This is a genomic window from Flavobacterium alkalisoli (assembly GCF_008000935.1).
In the GTDB taxonomy this organism is placed as follows: Bacteria; Bacteroidota; Bacteroidia; order Flavobacteriales; family Flavobacteriaceae; genus Flavobacterium; species Flavobacterium alkalisoli.
Genome location: NZ_CP042831.1, coordinates 12252 through 27690, shown reverse-complemented (window position 1 = coordinate 27690; position 15439 = coordinate 12252). Strand labels below are relative to the sequence as shown.

13 protein-coding genes are annotated in these 15439 nt (G+C 36.4%); 8 read left to right on the top strand and 5 right to left on the bottom strand.

The genetic code is table 11. From position 1 onward, the window contains the following. Positions 1–85 precede the first annotated feature (85 nt). The 3 genes from FUA48_RS00135 to FUA48_RS00125 all read left to right on the top strand — a co-directional run bounded on the left by FUA48_RS00135 (position 86) and on the right by FUA48_RS00125 (position 4108). On the top strand, positions 86–1039 hold the full coding sequence (locus tag FUA48_RS00135) for an AAA family ATPase (protein WP_147581555.1): 954 nt from the start codon (positions 86–88) through the stop codon (positions 1037–1039). A 152-nt stretch (positions 1040–1191) separates the two neighbouring features. Then, entirely contained in the window at positions 1192–1560 is a 369-nt protein-coding gene (locus tag FUA48_RS00130) for a hypothetical protein (RefSeq protein ID WP_147581554.1), read from the top strand. 283 nt (positions 1561–1843) lie between these two features. Continuing rightward, positions 1844–4108, top strand: coding sequence for an aconitate hydratase (locus FUA48_RS00125; protein ID WP_147581553.1), 2265 nt, complete (start codon positions 1844–1846; stop codon positions 4106–4108). 160 nt (positions 4109–4268) lie between these two features. Here the strand turns inward: FUA48_RS00125 and FUA48_RS00120 are convergent, their stop codons facing one another. The 4 genes from FUA48_RS00120 to FUA48_RS00105 all read right to left on the bottom strand — a co-directional run bounded on the left by FUA48_RS00120 (position 4269) and on the right by FUA48_RS00105 (position 10153). Beyond that, positions 4269–5717 (bottom strand): glyceraldehyde-3-phosphate dehydrogenase, encoded by a 1449-nt coding sequence (locus FUA48_RS00120; protein ID WP_147581552.1) that lies wholly within the window; start codon positions 5715–5717, stop codon positions 4269–4271. Between the two features lie 433 nt (positions 5718–6150). Further along, entirely contained in the window at positions 6151–8178 is a 2028-nt protein-coding gene (locus FUA48_RS00115) for a M43 family zinc metalloprotease (RefSeq protein ID WP_147581551.1), read from the bottom strand. 96 nt (positions 8179–8274) lie between these two features. After that, the gene (locus FUA48_RS00110; protein WP_147581550.1) at positions 8275–8640 is read right to left on the bottom strand and encodes a hypothetical protein; all 366 of its coding nucleotides are present in this window, start codon (positions 8638–8640) and stop codon (positions 8275–8277) included. A gap of 130 nt (positions 8641–8770) precedes the next feature. Then, positions 8771–10153, bottom strand: coding sequence for a trypsin-like peptidase domain-containing protein (locus FUA48_RS00105; protein ID WP_147581549.1), 1383 nt, complete (start codon positions 10151–10153; stop codon positions 8771–8773). A gap of 115 nt (positions 10154–10268) precedes the next feature. Between FUA48_RS00105 and dapF the strand changes: the two genes are divergently transcribed. The 4 genes from dapF to FUA48_RS00085 all read left to right on the top strand — a co-directional run bounded on the left by dapF (position 10269) and on the right by FUA48_RS00085 (position 13563). Then, positions 10269–11051, top strand: a complete 783-nt coding sequence (gene dapF / locus FUA48_RS00100) for a diaminopimelate epimerase (protein WP_147581548.1) — start codon at positions 10269–10271, stop codon at positions 11049–11051. Next, the gene (locus FUA48_RS00095) at positions 11045–11578 is read left to right on the top strand and encodes a GNAT family N-acetyltransferase (RefSeq protein ID WP_147581547.1); all 534 of its coding nucleotides are present in this window, start codon (positions 11045–11047) and stop codon (positions 11576–11578) included. The genes dapF and FUA48_RS00095 overlap by 7 nt, the downstream gene beginning before the upstream one ends. A gap of 5 nt (positions 11579–11583) precedes the next feature. Then, entirely contained in the window at positions 11584–12621 is a 1038-nt protein-coding gene (gene mltG, locus FUA48_RS00090) for an endolytic transglycosylase MltG (protein WP_147581546.1), read from the top strand. A gap of 291 nt (positions 12622–12912) precedes the next feature. After that, the gene (locus FUA48_RS00085) at positions 12913–13563 is read left to right on the top strand and encodes a peptidoglycan-binding protein LysM (protein WP_147581545.1); all 651 of its coding nucleotides are present in this window, start codon (positions 12913–12915) and stop codon (positions 13561–13563) included. A gap of 8 nt (positions 13564–13571) precedes the next feature. On the opposite strand, the gene FUA48_RS00080 is transcribed toward FUA48_RS00085, so the two are convergent. Beyond that, a complete protein-coding gene (locus FUA48_RS00080; RefSeq protein ID WP_147581544.1) occupies positions 13572–14000 on the bottom strand; it encodes a hypothetical protein in 429 nt (142 codons plus the stop codon). 209 nt (positions 14001–14209) lie between these two features. Here FUA48_RS00080 and FUA48_RS00075 point away from each other — a divergent pair, with 209 nt between their 5' ends. Continuing rightward, positions 14210–15352, top strand: a complete 1143-nt coding sequence (locus FUA48_RS00075) for an NAD(P)/FAD-dependent oxidoreductase (RefSeq protein WP_147581543.1) — start codon at positions 14210–14212, stop codon at positions 15350–15352. Positions 15353–15439 lie beyond the last annotated feature (87 nt).

The following is a 15439-nucleotide window of genomic DNA, read 5'->3' as shown; positions in this document are numbered from 1 at the left end:
TGTAATTTTAGGTTAGCACTAAAAATATTTTTAAGTTTGGAGTTACGGATTGTCCCTAATTAAAACTTTAATCCATTAACCATTTATGTCAGACGTAACAGCGATACAGGATTTAGTGCAGAAACAAGCGGCACTGAAAAAAGAAATTGCAAAAATAATTGTAGGTCAAGAAGAAGTAGTTAACCAAATTGTACTTAGCATTTTTGCCGGAGGACATGCGCTTCTTGTAGGAGTACCAGGGCTGGCTAAAACATTAATGGTTAATACAATTTCTCAGGCATTAGGCCTTGATTTTAAACGTATACAGTTTACACCCGATTTGATGCCTTCTGATATATTAGGTAGTGAGATACTCGATGAAAACAGACAGTTTAAGTTTATAAAGGGACCTGTCTTCTCTAATATTATTTTAGCGGATGAGATAAACCGTACACCACCTAAAACACAGGCAGCGCTACTGGAAGCAATGCAGGAAAAGGCAGTTACTATTGCCAGGCACCATCATAAACTTTCGCTTCCTTATTTTGTACTTGCTACACAAAACCCTATTGAGCAGGAGGGTACTTATCCTCTTCCTGAAGCGCAGTTGGACCGTTTTATGTTTGCAATTAAGCTTGACTATCCTACTTTTGAAGAGGAGGTTCAGGTGGTGAAAAGTACAACTGCAGATACTACACAAACAATAAACCCTTTATTTACGGCTAGCGAGATATTAGAGTTTCAGCATCTGATAAGAAGAATTCCTGTTGCTGATAATGTAATTGAATATGCAGTGAAACTGGTAAGTAAAACAAGGCCGGATAATGTATATGCAGACGATTATGTTAAGAACTATCTGGATTGGGGTGCAGGGCCTAGGGCTTCTCAAAACCTTATTTTGGCAGCAAAAACACATTCTGCACTAAACGGTAAATATTCGCCGGATATTGAAGATGTTCAGGCGGTTGCCACAGGGATATTAAGACATAGGATTATAAAGAATTATAAGGCTGATGCCGAGGGTGTTACCGAAGAAATGATAATTAAAAAGCTGTTTTAAACAGCTTTTTTTATTTTAGTTTTGTTTTTGTGAGAAATTCTTTAAAATCCCCTTGTTGTTATTAAATTGTTAATAAAAAGTGAATACTTTTTAATAATACGCAGGTAAAAGTTTCGTTTAATATTATATATTTACACTGCATCTGTATAAATATGAAAAAATTACTTGAAACAATCCCTGAGTTCTATTATATAGGACTGGGAGCATTTACGATTATTAATGATTATTATACAAACGGGTATAATAATTATTTGGCTCTCTTAATTACCTGGTTAATTTTCCTACAGGTTTTTTATAAACATAAATTGTTAGGACTTTTGTATGGTAATGTGCTGACTTTATTTTCGGTTTACATGCTGTTGAATGCGTTTTCTGATTATAGGGAAACCGGTTCTTCAGGGCAGCTCTTTTTTAATGCTGTTGTATTTGGAGCAGGCTTTTTAATGGCTGTTGCGATGGTTTATAAATTTGCTGTTGCAGAATCCAGATATAATGAGAACGAACTTACCATAACTTATTAATTAGGTTTAATTTAAATGATATAAAGGCTATTCCTTACTGTTAGGAATAGCTTTTTTTTATTTTCTAAGGCGGTTTTTTTTCAAATTGTCAATATAGAGTGAAAAAATTAAGAATTCCTAAATATTTGGGTTAACTTCTTAATTTTATTGTGATATCTGTATTATAATAGAATGTTTATAAATAATAATTCTCAGAAATTAAAGAATCAATAAAAATTTTTTAATTGATAGAAGAATCAGTAAATTTACACACTTTTTACAAACGAACATTAATATACTTATTATGGCTTTTGATATTGAAATGATCAAAAAGGTGTATGAGAACATGGCAGAGCGTGTTGATAAAGCGCGTGAGCTTGTAGGTCGTCCTCTTACACTTTCTGAAAAGATTTTATATTCCCACCTGTGGGAAGGTGTGCCTTCACAGGCTTTTACAAGAGGTAAAGACTATGTGGATTTTGCTCCGGACAGAGTAGCTTGTCAGGATGCTACAGCTCAAATGGCTTTATTACAGTTTATGCATGCAGGGAAAACTAAAGTTGCTGTTCCTACTACTGTACACTGTGATCACCTTATCCAGGCAAAAATTGATGCAAAAACCGACTTGAAACGTGCTAAAGAACAAAGTAATGAGGTTTTTGATTTCCTTTCTTCTATCTCAAACAAATATGGTATTGGTTTCTGGAAACCGGGTGCAGGTATTATTCACCAGGTAGTTTTAGAAAACTATGCTTTCCCTGGAGGTATGATGATTGGTACTGACTCTCACACAGTAAATGCAGGTGGTTTAGGTATGCTTGCTATTGGTGTGGGTGGTGCTGATGCTGTGGACGTAATGTCGGGTATGGCATGGGAGCTTAAATTCCCTAAATTAATTGGTGTTAAGTTAACCGGTAAATTATCAGGATGGACTGCACCTAAAGACGTAATCCTTAAAGTTGCCGGAATCCTTACTGTAAAAGGTGGTACCGGTGCTGTAATAGAATATTTTGGTGAAGGTGCAAAAGCAATGTCTTGTACTGGTAAGGGTACTATATGTAACATGGGTGCAGAGGTAGGTGCTACTACTTCTACATTTGGTTATGATGAGTCTATGGACCGTTACCTAAGAGCTACAAACAGAGCTGATGTTGCAGATGCAGCTAAATCTGTAGCTAAATACCTTACTGCTGATGATGAGGTTTATGCTAACCCTGAGCAGTACTTTGATCAGGTAATTGAAATTAACCTTTCTGAGCTTGAGCCACACTTAAATGGTCCTTTCACTCCGGATTTAGCTACTCCTATCTCTAAAATGAGAGAAGAGGCTATTAAGAATGACTGGCCTCTACAAGTACAGGTAGGACTTATAGGTTCTTGTACGAACTCTTCTTACGAAGATATTTCACGTTCTGCTTCTCTTGCTAAACAGGTTGCTGACAAGAAGCTTAAAACTAAAGCTAAATTTACAATCACTCCTGGTTCAGAAGTTGTACGTTATACTATAGAGCGTGATGGCTTTATCGATACTTTTGATAAGATTGGTGCTACTGTATTTGCTAATGCTTGTGGTCCATGTATTGGTATGTGGGATCGTGAAGGTGCTGAAAAAGAAGAAAGAAACACTATCGTTCACTCGTTTAACAGAAACTTCTCTAAACGTGCCGATGGTAACCCTAATACATTAGCTTTCGTTGGATCTCCTGAGCTTGTAACAGCTCTTGCTATTGCAGGTGATTTAGGCTTTAACCCACTTACTGATAAACTTATCAATGAGGATGGTGAAGAAGTAATGCTTGATGAGCCAACAGGAAACGAACTTCCTCCAAAAGGATTTGATGCTGAGGATCCTGGATATCAGGCTCCGGCAGAAGATGGTTCTGGTGTTCAGGTTGTTGTAAGCCCTGAGTCTGAGCGTCTTCAGCTTTTAGCTCCTTTCACTCCTTGGGATGGTGAGAATATAACAGGTGCAAAACTGCTTATTAAAGCATTTGGAAAATGTACTACAGACCACATCTCTATGGCTGGTCCTTGGTTACGTTTCCGTGGTCACCTTGATAATATTTCTAACAACATGTTAATTGGTGCTGTAAATGCTTTCAATATGAAAACAAACTCAGTGAAAAACGAATTAACCGGTGAGTATGATGCAGTTCCTGCTGTACAACGTGATTACAAAGCTGCGGGTGTTCCTTCAGTTGTTGTGGGTGACCATAACTACGGTGAAGGTTCTTCTCGTGAGCATGCTGCAATGGAGCCAAGACACCTTGGTGTAAGAGCAGTACTTGTGAAATCGTTTGCACGTATCCACGAAACTAACCTTAAGAAACAAGGTATGCTTGCGTTAACTTTTGCTAACGAGGCAGATTATGATAAAATCCAGGAAGGTGATACTTTCAACTTTACAGATCTTAAAGAGTTTGCTCCTAACAAGCAGCTTACTTTAGAGATTGTACATAAAGACGGATCTAAAGATGTAATTATGGCTAACCACTCATACAACGAAGGTCAAATTGGCTGGTTTGTAGCTGGTTCTGCTCTAAATCTTATCGCTGCGGCTAACGCATAATTAAGGTAAAATAGTAATAATAGAAACTCCCGGCCTGTCCGGGAGTTTTTTTATGCTTTCTTGTTTTGTAATAACTATTAATTTATAAAAAAGGGCATAAAAAAAAACCGACCTTTTGGGCCGGCTTTTCCAGTTGCGTTTCCGCAGCTGTCCGCATCTATTAATAATAAGTGTACCTCCTTACTTTGGCAATGTATTTAGCCAGGCGTATTACCTGGTGGCTGTAACCGTATTCGTTATCATACCATACATATAATACAATGTTCTTACCGTCTGCAGAAACGATTGTTGCGTTGCTGTCGTAAATTGAAGGAGCTGATGTTCCAACAATGTCAGACGATACAAGTTCATTGTTTAAAGAATATTTAATTTGCTCTACAAGTTCACCTTCAAGAGCGTAATGTTTCATTATGTTGTTTATTTCCTCAACAGAAGTTTCTTTATTAACTTCAAGGTTAAGCACTACTAGTGATCCGTTTGGAACCGGTACACGAATAGCATTTGAAGTAAGTTTTCCTGCTAACGAAGGAAGTGCTTTTGCAACCGCACTACCTGCGCCGGTTTCTGTAATAACCATGTTAAGGGCAGCAGCTCTACCACGACGGTATTTCTTGTGCATGTTGTCAACAAGATTTTGGTCGTTAGTGTAAGCGTGAATAGTTTCTAAGTGACCTTTTACTACTCCTAAAGTGTCTTCTACAGCTTTAAGGATAGGGGTAATGGCGTTAGTTGTACAAGAAGCCGCAGAATAAATATCTACTTCTTCAGGATTATATTCGTTATGGTTTACACCGTAAACAATGTTTGGAACACCTTTACCCGGAGCAGTTAATAAAACTTTCTCAACACCGTTAGATGATAAGTGACGTCTTAAAGCTTCCTCTGTAGTAAATGCACCTGTATTGTCTATTAAAAGGGCGTTTTCAATACCATATTCAGTATAATCAATATCTTCAGGAGCGTTTGCAGTTATCATGTGAACTGTAGTTCCGTTAATGATAAGTGCGTTGTTTTCTGCATCAGCTGTAACAGATCCCTGGAAATCTCCGTGGATAGAGTCGCATCTTAAAAGAGATGCTCTTTTCTCTAAAAGAACAGCGTCATTTTTATCGCGGGTAACAATAGCTCTTAAACGTAGCTGGTTACCTTTACCTATTTTAGACATCATTTCGCGGGCAAGTAAACGTCCGATACGTCCAAAACCATAAAGAACAACATCTTTAGGTTGTATGTTTTTACTTTGCCTGGCGTCTTTTAACTTGTCTACAACAAAAGCTGTAGCATCGTTGTATTTATCATCTTCAAGGTGGTACTCATAAGTAAGCTTACCTATGTCAATACGCGATGGTGGTAAATCCAATGACTGGATTGCACGTGCTATCTCTACTGAATCAAAAACATTTATAGGTTTCTGTACAAACTCACCGGCATATTCATGCAGGTTAATGATGTCGCTAACGTTTCTGTCGATTAGTTGATTTCTGAATAAAACCAGCTCAATTGACTTGTCGTACCACAGGTCGCTAACGATTTTAATGAATTCTACACCTGCCCTGCGTCTGTCTGCCTGGAAGGATAGTTCCTTTTCATATAAAACATTATTGTTCATGAAGATAGAAAATATTTAGTGTGTTATTTGTTTGCAAAAATATATATTTCAAACGTTTTCGTAAAAATTTTTTTCAATGTTTTTTATTTATTTTTAAAATATCACTAATGAAGTTAAAACAATGATGATAATTAAATATTAGGTTTGGGAAGATAAAGTTTTATTATTAAATTAGTGCTTTAAGTGTTGTTGTGTTAAGCGTAGGTTGATTTTAAGAGTAATCGTGCTTTATAATACATAAAGAAGTTTGAAAATCTACATTTTCTGCATTAATTATCCTGCTTAAGTATTAATTTAATTTAGTAAAGTAATAGAAAGATAAAAAGCTTTAAAAACTATAAAATTGCTAAAAAGTAAAAAGAAAATTAATTATTGTTAAGGGAAAAAAGGGACGCATAAGCGTCCCTTTTTGTTTTATAATCCTTCTTTATTATTACTGTTTAATAAACTTAAAGGACTTGTCTTTTACATCACTGTTTATCTTTATGATATAAATGCCTTGGCTTAATCCAGATGTATTTATACCTGTATTGTTGTTTAGGCTAGTATTTCCGTTAGCTACAATCTGTCCAAGATTATTATAAATGGTATAAGATGCATTACCCGTAAGCTTCGAACTTATGTATAAAGCATCATTAACGGGATTAGGATAGACAGATAGTCCCTGTAGAGTGTAATCATTAATACCCATTTCAACAGGCTTGTTAAAGCTTACTTTATCGCCAAAGCCATAATCGCCGTTGGTAACAAGAGTTGTATTGTCATCTGTAATAAGACTGTAATAACCATTACCCGAGAAGCAACAGATGCCGTCACCAAATTCATCTTTTATAGTGAAAGTGTAACATTCATTGCTTTCAACTTCAAAAACTTCTGTAATTAATGGAGGCATTGTCTCTTCTTCATCTTCATAAGGCCCACCCGAGTATAAAATCTCACCGGAACTGTTTTTAAAGACCCAGGTAACTTCGCTTCCCCATGCATCATTTTGCAGGTTAAGCGTTATAGTTTCAGTATCATAAACAAAACCTTCGGCATAAGCAAAACTTCTTTGTTTAGCGTCATTAAATCCGTAGTTATCTGTAATACTGTTTACACTTATTATATCAGCATAAAAAATGTGGTCACCGGCAGAAGCCGACAGTTCATTTATAGTAATTGTTTCAAAAGCATTGGTTTCAAGGTTTCCGCTCCAGTTATATGTTTGTGTGTCACCATTATCAATCCTGTAGTTAATTACAGCCTGAGTTATGGTCTCGCTACCAATGTTAGTAAGTCTTAATTGAGTATTGAAATTTTGAGAACAACCGGTGTCGATATCTTCAATAAATAATGAGCCGTCATATTCTACATTTTCAGGAGCAACACATCCGTTTGAGTTAGCAAGAGACATCCTTCTTGGTGAGTTTTCAAGTACAGTCATTACTCTTTCTTTCTGGTCGTTAGTAAAAATGTTTTTACATTCGTCCAGGGTATAGTCCATATGATTTTCTATCATATCAACTTTATTGTCTTCAGTACAGGTATCTGCTTCACTGCAGGCAAAGTGAAGACCAACAACCGGAGGAGTGTCATCACAATAGTCAGTTGCAGAACAGCTGTTGTCATCACCCCAAATATGACGAAGTCCAAAGAAATGACCAAATTCATGTGAGGCACTTCGGCCTTTGTCGCGACCAAATGAATAGGTTCCTTCAGGATAGATATCTTCCGATCCTATACCATAGTAAGCAAGTACCACACCGTCAATTTCTGCAGTTCCTTCCGATCCTGCCAAACCAGGTAAACCCGATGTCTGAGGAAAATAGGCATAACCGCCTACGCCTTCCATTTCTCCGCCCATTTTGCATACCCAAATGTTAAGGTATCTTTCAGGATCCCATTGGGTTTCCGCTTTAAGTGTTCCGTCAATTGCTTCAAAAGAGTTCCAACTGGCCTGGCCTAAATTAATATGCTCTATACCTGTTGTAGGGCTACCTCCGGGATCTCTTTGTGCAAGGCAAAATTCTATCTCAAGGTCTGCTCCGTCAGGATGGTCATTAAAGCCGGGAGTGCCTGCCAGTTTTCTAAAGTCTTCATTTAATACCTGTATCTGAGAAATGGCCTGCTCATCGGTAATGTTTTCATCAACACCAACCGGGTCGCCATTATGAATAATGTGTATCACTACAGGTATGGTAATTACTTCGTTAGTGGTTTTTAACTGAAACCTGTTTTTTCTTTCTTCGATTTTAGCAGCCATCCAGTTTTCAAATTCCTGTATGGTTTGCCTTTCCGGATATTTTGCATCCAGATAGCTGTCATATTCTGTATTAACACAAGGAGTATAGCCATTCCTGTCTACAGGAAGGGCTTTCCCGAAATAGGCAGTTTGTTTTTCTTTTTTAGAATGCTGTGCCGTAGCTTGTGTAAAGCAAAACATTGCCGTTAGAAAGGATAACAAAGTAATTGTATGTTTCATATAATAGTCTGTATAGTAGTTGTACAGACAAAAATAGCAGAACTATACTTTACTTTTTGATAATCATTGCTTTTTTATGTTAAAATAGGTTGATAATTAAAAATGCTGACGGTTGATTTTTTTTGATTTTTTAGAAGAAATAAAGCCAACTGCGGCATATAGTAAAGAAGCTATGAAAAAAGCATAGGGTACAGTATGAACCCCTTCAAGATGAATAATGTATGAAATTAACAGTAGGGCAGGAGTTTCGATATAATAGCAGGCGGTGCGGGCTTCTTTTGGTTTTACTTTAAGTTTTCTCCAAAACAGATTAAGAAGCATTACTAATAGCCCTAAAGAAATTAATATGACTGCCGGAAAATATATTGTTTTGGTAAACTGGTCAAAACCTTTTAGCAATAGTATTACCGAAGTAAGTATGTGAAGTAGTATTTCCAGTCTCCTGATAACTTTTTTCTTCATGAGTATAGTTTGCGCCAAAAATACCTCAGGAACTATTTATTTTAGGTTATGAGAGTGTTGTGTTTAGATGAATAAAAAAAGCCTCTGCATTTTTGCAGAGGCCCAACAACGTTATAAATAAGGGATCAATTTAAATTAGGAATCGTACAATTTCCCCGTTTTGGGTAACCATTTCAACACGAAGCCTTTGATTTGGCTTTCTGTTGCTAAGTAGTTTTGAAACTGTATCCACATCTTTAGCCTTAACATTACCTATGCTAAGTATAATACCATCTTTTAATTCGTCATAATATGGCATCAGGCTTTCATCATTAATTTCGGTAACCTTAACACCAAAATTGATATTGAATTTCTTTTTGTCGCTACTGGTTACGTCTTGTAGTTCGAGACCATTATATTTAAATGTGTTTATCTCGTTTTTAGATAATTTAACCGGTAAATTAACCAGTTCTCCGTCACGATGTACACCTACTTTAACCACATCATTAGGTCTTTTGGTTGCAATTGCGTTATTTAAGTCCGCGAAGCTATTAATGGTCCTGCCATCGATATCAACAATAATATCTCCTTTTTTAAGGCCTGCTTTTTCGGCTCCCGATCCTTTTACAATATCGTTAATATAAAAGCCCTGTGTTTCGCTTACGCCTAATTCTTTTGAGGCATAGCTGTTTAGTTCGCCACCTTTTACACCAAGTACACCACGTTGCACGTTACCATACTCCATAATGTCTTCAATAATTTTTCTTGTAATGTTAGAAGGTACGGCAAACGAATATCCTACATAAGAACCGGTCATAGAAGTAATCATGGTGTTAATACCAATTAGTTCACCTCTCGTGTTTACCAATGCTCCGCCACTATTACCCGGGTTTACAGCTGCATCTGTCTGAATAAATGACTGGATGCCATCGTTACTCAGGTTACGTGCCTTAGCCGATACAATACCTGCAGTAACGGTAGAGTTTAGGTTATAAGGGTTACCTACTGCAAGTACCCATTCGCCTACTTTAATATCATCTGAATTACCAAATGTAGCATACGGCAGTTTCTCGTCTGTTTCTATCTTAAGTAAGGCGATATCCATGTTAGAGTCGGTACCTACTAACTTGGCTTTGTATGACTTGTTATTGTTTAAGGTGACTTCCAGCTCGCTGGCGTTTTGTACAACGTGATTATTGGTTACTATATATCCGTCTTCGGTAATAATTACACCCGATCCCGTCCCTACCTGAGGTTGCGGTTCGCTCTGGCCATAGCCAAAGAAAAAGTTATTAGGGACAGATCTGTATGAAACATTAGTTACGTGAACAACCGCATGTACAGCCTTATCGGCAGCGGCTGTAAAATCTCCCGTTTCGGGAAGGTAGCTTACATTTTTAGCGTAAACAGCTTGTGAAGGAGCTACAGATAATGACGATGCGTTTGCATTGTCATCAAAAACCAGTTTATAAGCTCCTAAGGTAGTGGCACCACTTAAAAGAGCCACAAGGAATAAACCTGAAATTCTTTTCATAATCCTTAACAGTTTTTAAAATTTTAATGGTAAAAAGTTATAAAATAATATAAGCGATAACGTTCATTTCCTGTTGTCGTTAATATTCGTACTTTTGCCTAAATACCTGTATAAAATGCAATACACCTTTTACAAATACCAGGGTACGGGAAACGATTTTGTAATGATCGATAACCGCAAGAATATATTTCCCAAAAATGATACCAAACTCGTTGCGCAGCTATGTGACAGAAAATTTGGCATTGGTGCTGATGGGTTAATACTTTTAGAGAACGATAATAATGCCGATTTTCGTATGGTGTATTATAATTCTGACGGGAATGAAAGTTCAATGTGCGGTAACGGAGGCAGATGTTTAGTGGCTTTTGCTAAAATGCTTGGTGTAATTGACGATGAAACGACCTTTATAGCGACCGATGGTCCGCATTATGCTACGGTGAATGATGAAGGTATAGTTTCATTACAAATGAAAGATGTAAACAGCGTATCGGTATATGAGCATTATGTTTTTCTTGATACAGGTTCTCCTCACCATGTTGAGATAGTGGAAGAACTTGATAAATTTAATGTAAAAAGTATAGGTGCTTCTATACGTTACAGTGACCTGTATGGAGAAAAAGGTTCCAATATCAATTTTGTGAGCCCTGAAGAGGATGATACTTTTGCTGTACGTACTTATGAGCGTGGTGTAGAAGATGAAACTCTTTCCTGTGGCACGGGAGTTACTGCTGTAGCCATAGCCATGAAGGTTTTAGGTAAAACCGATGCAGATGAAGTGAAGCTAAATACTCAGGGAGGTGAACTTAAGGTTTCGTTTAAGCAAAACGATAAACGATTTACAGATGTATTCTTAACCGGTCCGGCAACGTTTGTGTTTAAAGGCGAGGTAGAATGGTAACACTACAGGGAAATACTATATTTTTAAGAGCCCTTGAACCGGAGGACCTTGAGTTTATATATAGTATTGAAAACAATGAGGAGATTTGGGAGGTAAGCAATACCCAGACACCTTACAGTCGTTTTCTTATCCGTCAGTATCTTGAAAATGCACATCAGGATATTTATGAGGCAAAACAACTAAGGCTTGCTATTTGTGAAAAAGATGGTTTTACAGCCTTAGGATTAATTGATCTTTTTGACCTTGACCCTGTAAATCAAAGAGCGGGGATAGGCATAATAATCCGTAATGAGGAACATCGAAACAAAGGTGTTGGGAAGGAAGCTTTAGGACTTTTAATTGACTATGCATTCCATAGATTGCAGCTTCATCAGCTTTATGCAAATATTGATACGGGCAACGTAGCAAGTATCACACTTTTTACTAATTTTGGCTTCGAGCAAATAGGGGTTAAAAAAGACTGGAACAGAGTTGATAACCAGTATAAAGATGAAGCCCTGTATCAGTTAATACACAAACAAAAATAAGCAAATTGAAACTTAGAAAAATTATAGGGATATTTTCTCTAGTGGTTATTACTGCAGCCAGTGTATATGGCTATAAGATCTATAAAGATATCTTTTCTCCTAATACAGCTTTTTCCGATAGTAAAGTAGCTATTTACATACCTACCGGTTCTCTGTATGCCGATGTAGAGCAAATTGTAAAGCCCTATGTTGAAAACATGGATCGTTTTAGGATGGTAGCTGAAAAGAAATCGTATGTAAGGAATGTAAAGGCGGGTAAATTTGTGTTTAAAAACGGCATGAACAGCAACGATATTATTAACTCCCTTAGACAGCCTGTTACCGTAAACATTTCGTTTAATAATCAGGAAACATTTGCTAAGACTGTTGGTAGGATAGCAGAGCAGATTGAGCCGGATAGCCTTGCGTTATATACCGCTTTTACAGATAAGCAGTTTATGGAAGAGAACGGATTTAATGAGGATAATATACTTAGCATATTTATACCTAACACTTATGAGTTCTTTTGGGATGTTAGCCCTAACAAGTTCCGTGAGAGAATGGCTAAAGAGTACAGAAAGTTTTGGAATGAGGAAAGAGTTGCAAAAGCAGAGGCTCTGGGCTTAACCCCATTACAGGTAATAGCACTGGCTTCTATCGTTCATAAGGAAACCGTTAAGGCAGACGAAAGGCCAAGAGTGGCAGGAGTTTATCTTAACAGGATTAAGAAAGGCATGAAGCTGGAGGCCGATCCAACGGTTATTTATGCTGTTAAAAAGCAATCGGGCGATTTTGATCAGGTAATTAAAAGGGTATATTTTAAGCACCTTGAAGTAGATTCTCCTTATAATACTTACATGTATACAGGAATACCTCCTGGGCCGATAGCTATGCCCGATATTTCTGCTATAGATGCGGTATTAAATCCGGAACAGCACAATTACATTTACTTTTGTGCCAGTGTAACAAACTTTGGTTATCATGAGTTTGCAGTTACTGCTGCACAGCACGCCGTAAACAGGCAAAAGTATGTTGCATGGGTAAACAAAATGGGAATAAAATAAGCTAAAGATTTAACCTTTTAAAATATAAAACCCCGAAAATGGTAAAACGTTTTCGGGGTTAATTTTTAGTTAAAATGCAGATATGAACATCTGATGTTGACAAAATTTTTGGTTTTGCGAAGAGCCCTTTGTTTACAGTGTTTACAGAAAATTCTTTGCTTTTTTGGATGAGTAAATTAGTGTTAAAAATATATTTAAAAGTTAATTTATTGTAAATCAATCAAATAATTTTAGTTATCTTTGCCATCGAGAAATTTCACATGGGTGACAGACGGTGAGAAATCAGTGTTTATGATAAAAAAATGGAGTTATTTTTTAGGGTTATCCCTTTTCATTGCAATTGTAAGTTCAGGATTTAAAACTAACGATGCAAAACAGTTTGGCAGGATAGAAGGTTTTCACCTTTCAGAAGATGAGATTACAAACTATACTGTGCCAACGATTGACGAAACTGCTAAAACCAGTTATAATTTTCCTTTTACCGGGAAATCTTACATTGGTTTTAAACAGGCGATAGCCATAAAAGAATCTCAGGGGCTTTATAAACTGGTAAATCCTTATGGTTACATGGGTAAATACCAGTTTGGGAAGAGTACTTTAAGAGCTATAGGTATTAAGGATACTAAAGAGTTTTTAAACAATCCTAAGTTGCAGGAAAGAGCTTTTAAAGCGTTACTTTCTAAAAACAAATGGGAACTAAGAAAAGAAATTAAGCGTTACGAAGGTAAAACAATTAATGGTATTAAAATTACCGAATCAGGATTACTGGCTGCAGCCCACCTAGGTGGAGCAGGATCAGTTAAAAAATTCCTTAGAAGTAACGGTACAGAAGGGTTTAAAGATGGTTTTGGAACTTCGTTAAGAAGCTACATAAAAAGGTTTGGAGGTTATGATACCTCAAACATTGTTGCAAACCCTAATGCTAAAGTAAAACTGGATTAAATATTTATTTAACCTGCACAAAGCTCTGAATTATCAGAGCTTTTTTTTTGCAACTGATTAATCAGTTCTCTCGTTTTAATAAGCTTGTTGCTCTGCTCGTTAAGCATAGAGTTTATCCTGTTAATAACTCTTCTGTTATTACATCTTCTGATTTTTAATAACAGGTTTTTAGAAAGATTTTTAGAAAATTCCTTTTTCATTTCATGCAAATACTCACCACAACTAACACCAGGCATAATAGGCTGGTCTATGGCGTCATGGCTAAGTATGTAGTCACTAAGCATATCCTGAACTTTAAGAAATGTATTCTGAGTCTTGCGATACTTAGTAAGCAGTTCTAATCTTTCCTCTCTATACATAGGTATTTTATTTATTATGTATATGAGAAAAATCATAAGGAGCAGTGCTCCTGCTACTATTTCAAGTGGGGTATTCATATAACTTACTGGTTAGCAAAGGCTAATATAGTGAAAAGTAGAAGGTTAAAAAAAATATAACATTTAAAATTTAAATATTTTTTTAATTATTAAAGTTTATTTAATTATTATCAGTATTTTATGCTTGTTGTTTACAATGTGATAATGGGGAGGAAAGATTAAATTTATCTATCTTCGGCCATTAAAAACTGACCTTATTATAAATTTGAATGAAATATTTTGATGTTGTTATTGTAGGTAGTGGTCCGGCAGGGGCTGCTGCTGCTTTTAAGCTGGCTGAAAAAGGAATTTCGGTTGCTGTGTTAGAAAAAGAAACTCTTCCCCGTTATAAGACTTGTGGCGGTGGTTTTGTATATAGGGGAGTTAAAATGCTGCCATTTGATATTGCCGAAGTTGCAGAAAGAGAGTTTTATAAAGTAGATTTAGTAGGTGATAATTTCCATTTTGTTACCGAGCGTGATCAGCCTGTTATTACAATGGTGATGCGAGATACCTTTGATAATTTTTTAGTTAAAAAGGTTACTGAAAAAGGTGGAGTTGTTATTGATGATTGTAAATTGACAGGACTTGATTTGAATGGGGAATTTGCATTTCTATCTACAAGTAAAGAGGAAATTAAAACCCGTTTTGTTATAGCTGCAGATGGTGCTTTAAGTCCAACAGCAAAAATGGCAGGATGGGATAAGGAGACAAGGCTTTTAATTCCGGCATTAGAGTATGAGGTAAAAGTTTCTGATGCAGATTTTGAAAGGCTTTCTCAATCGGTTCGATTTGATGTAGATGCCATTCCGGGAGGATATGCATGGAGTTTTCCTAAAAAAAATCATTTATCTATAGGTGTTGCTTCAGGTAAAAGAACAAAAATTAACCTTAAGCATTATTACCAGGAATATTTGACAAAAACACTAAAAATTGATAACATAATTAGCGAAGAGCAGCACGGTTTTCAGATTCCTGTTAGTCCAAGGACTGACGGTTTTGTGAAAAACAGTGTGTTTCTAGTGGGAGATGCTGCCGGATTTGCTGATTCTGTTACTGCTGAGGGTATTTCGAATTCTATTTATAGCGGTATGCTTGTGGCTGATGCTATTGCTGAAAGTAATCTTGATGTAAAGAAAGCTGAGGAGATTTATATGAGTAAACTGGAAGAAAGACTGCTTCCAGAAATTAAGGTAGGTGTATTGATGGCTAAATTCTTTTATGATCAGCCTAAAATAAGAAATCTCTTTATGAAAAAATACGGGCAGGGTGCTTTTGAAGCAATGACAGATGTTTTTATGGGGAAAAGATCTTACCCTACAGATATAATGAAGACATTAAAACGAAGGGTTAAAGGAATGCTTTTTTCTTAAACAGTCCTTTTATATCCTATAAAAGTAATAAATTGCAGTAACCATTATTTATAGATACTATAAGTAATGGTTATTTTACTTTTTACA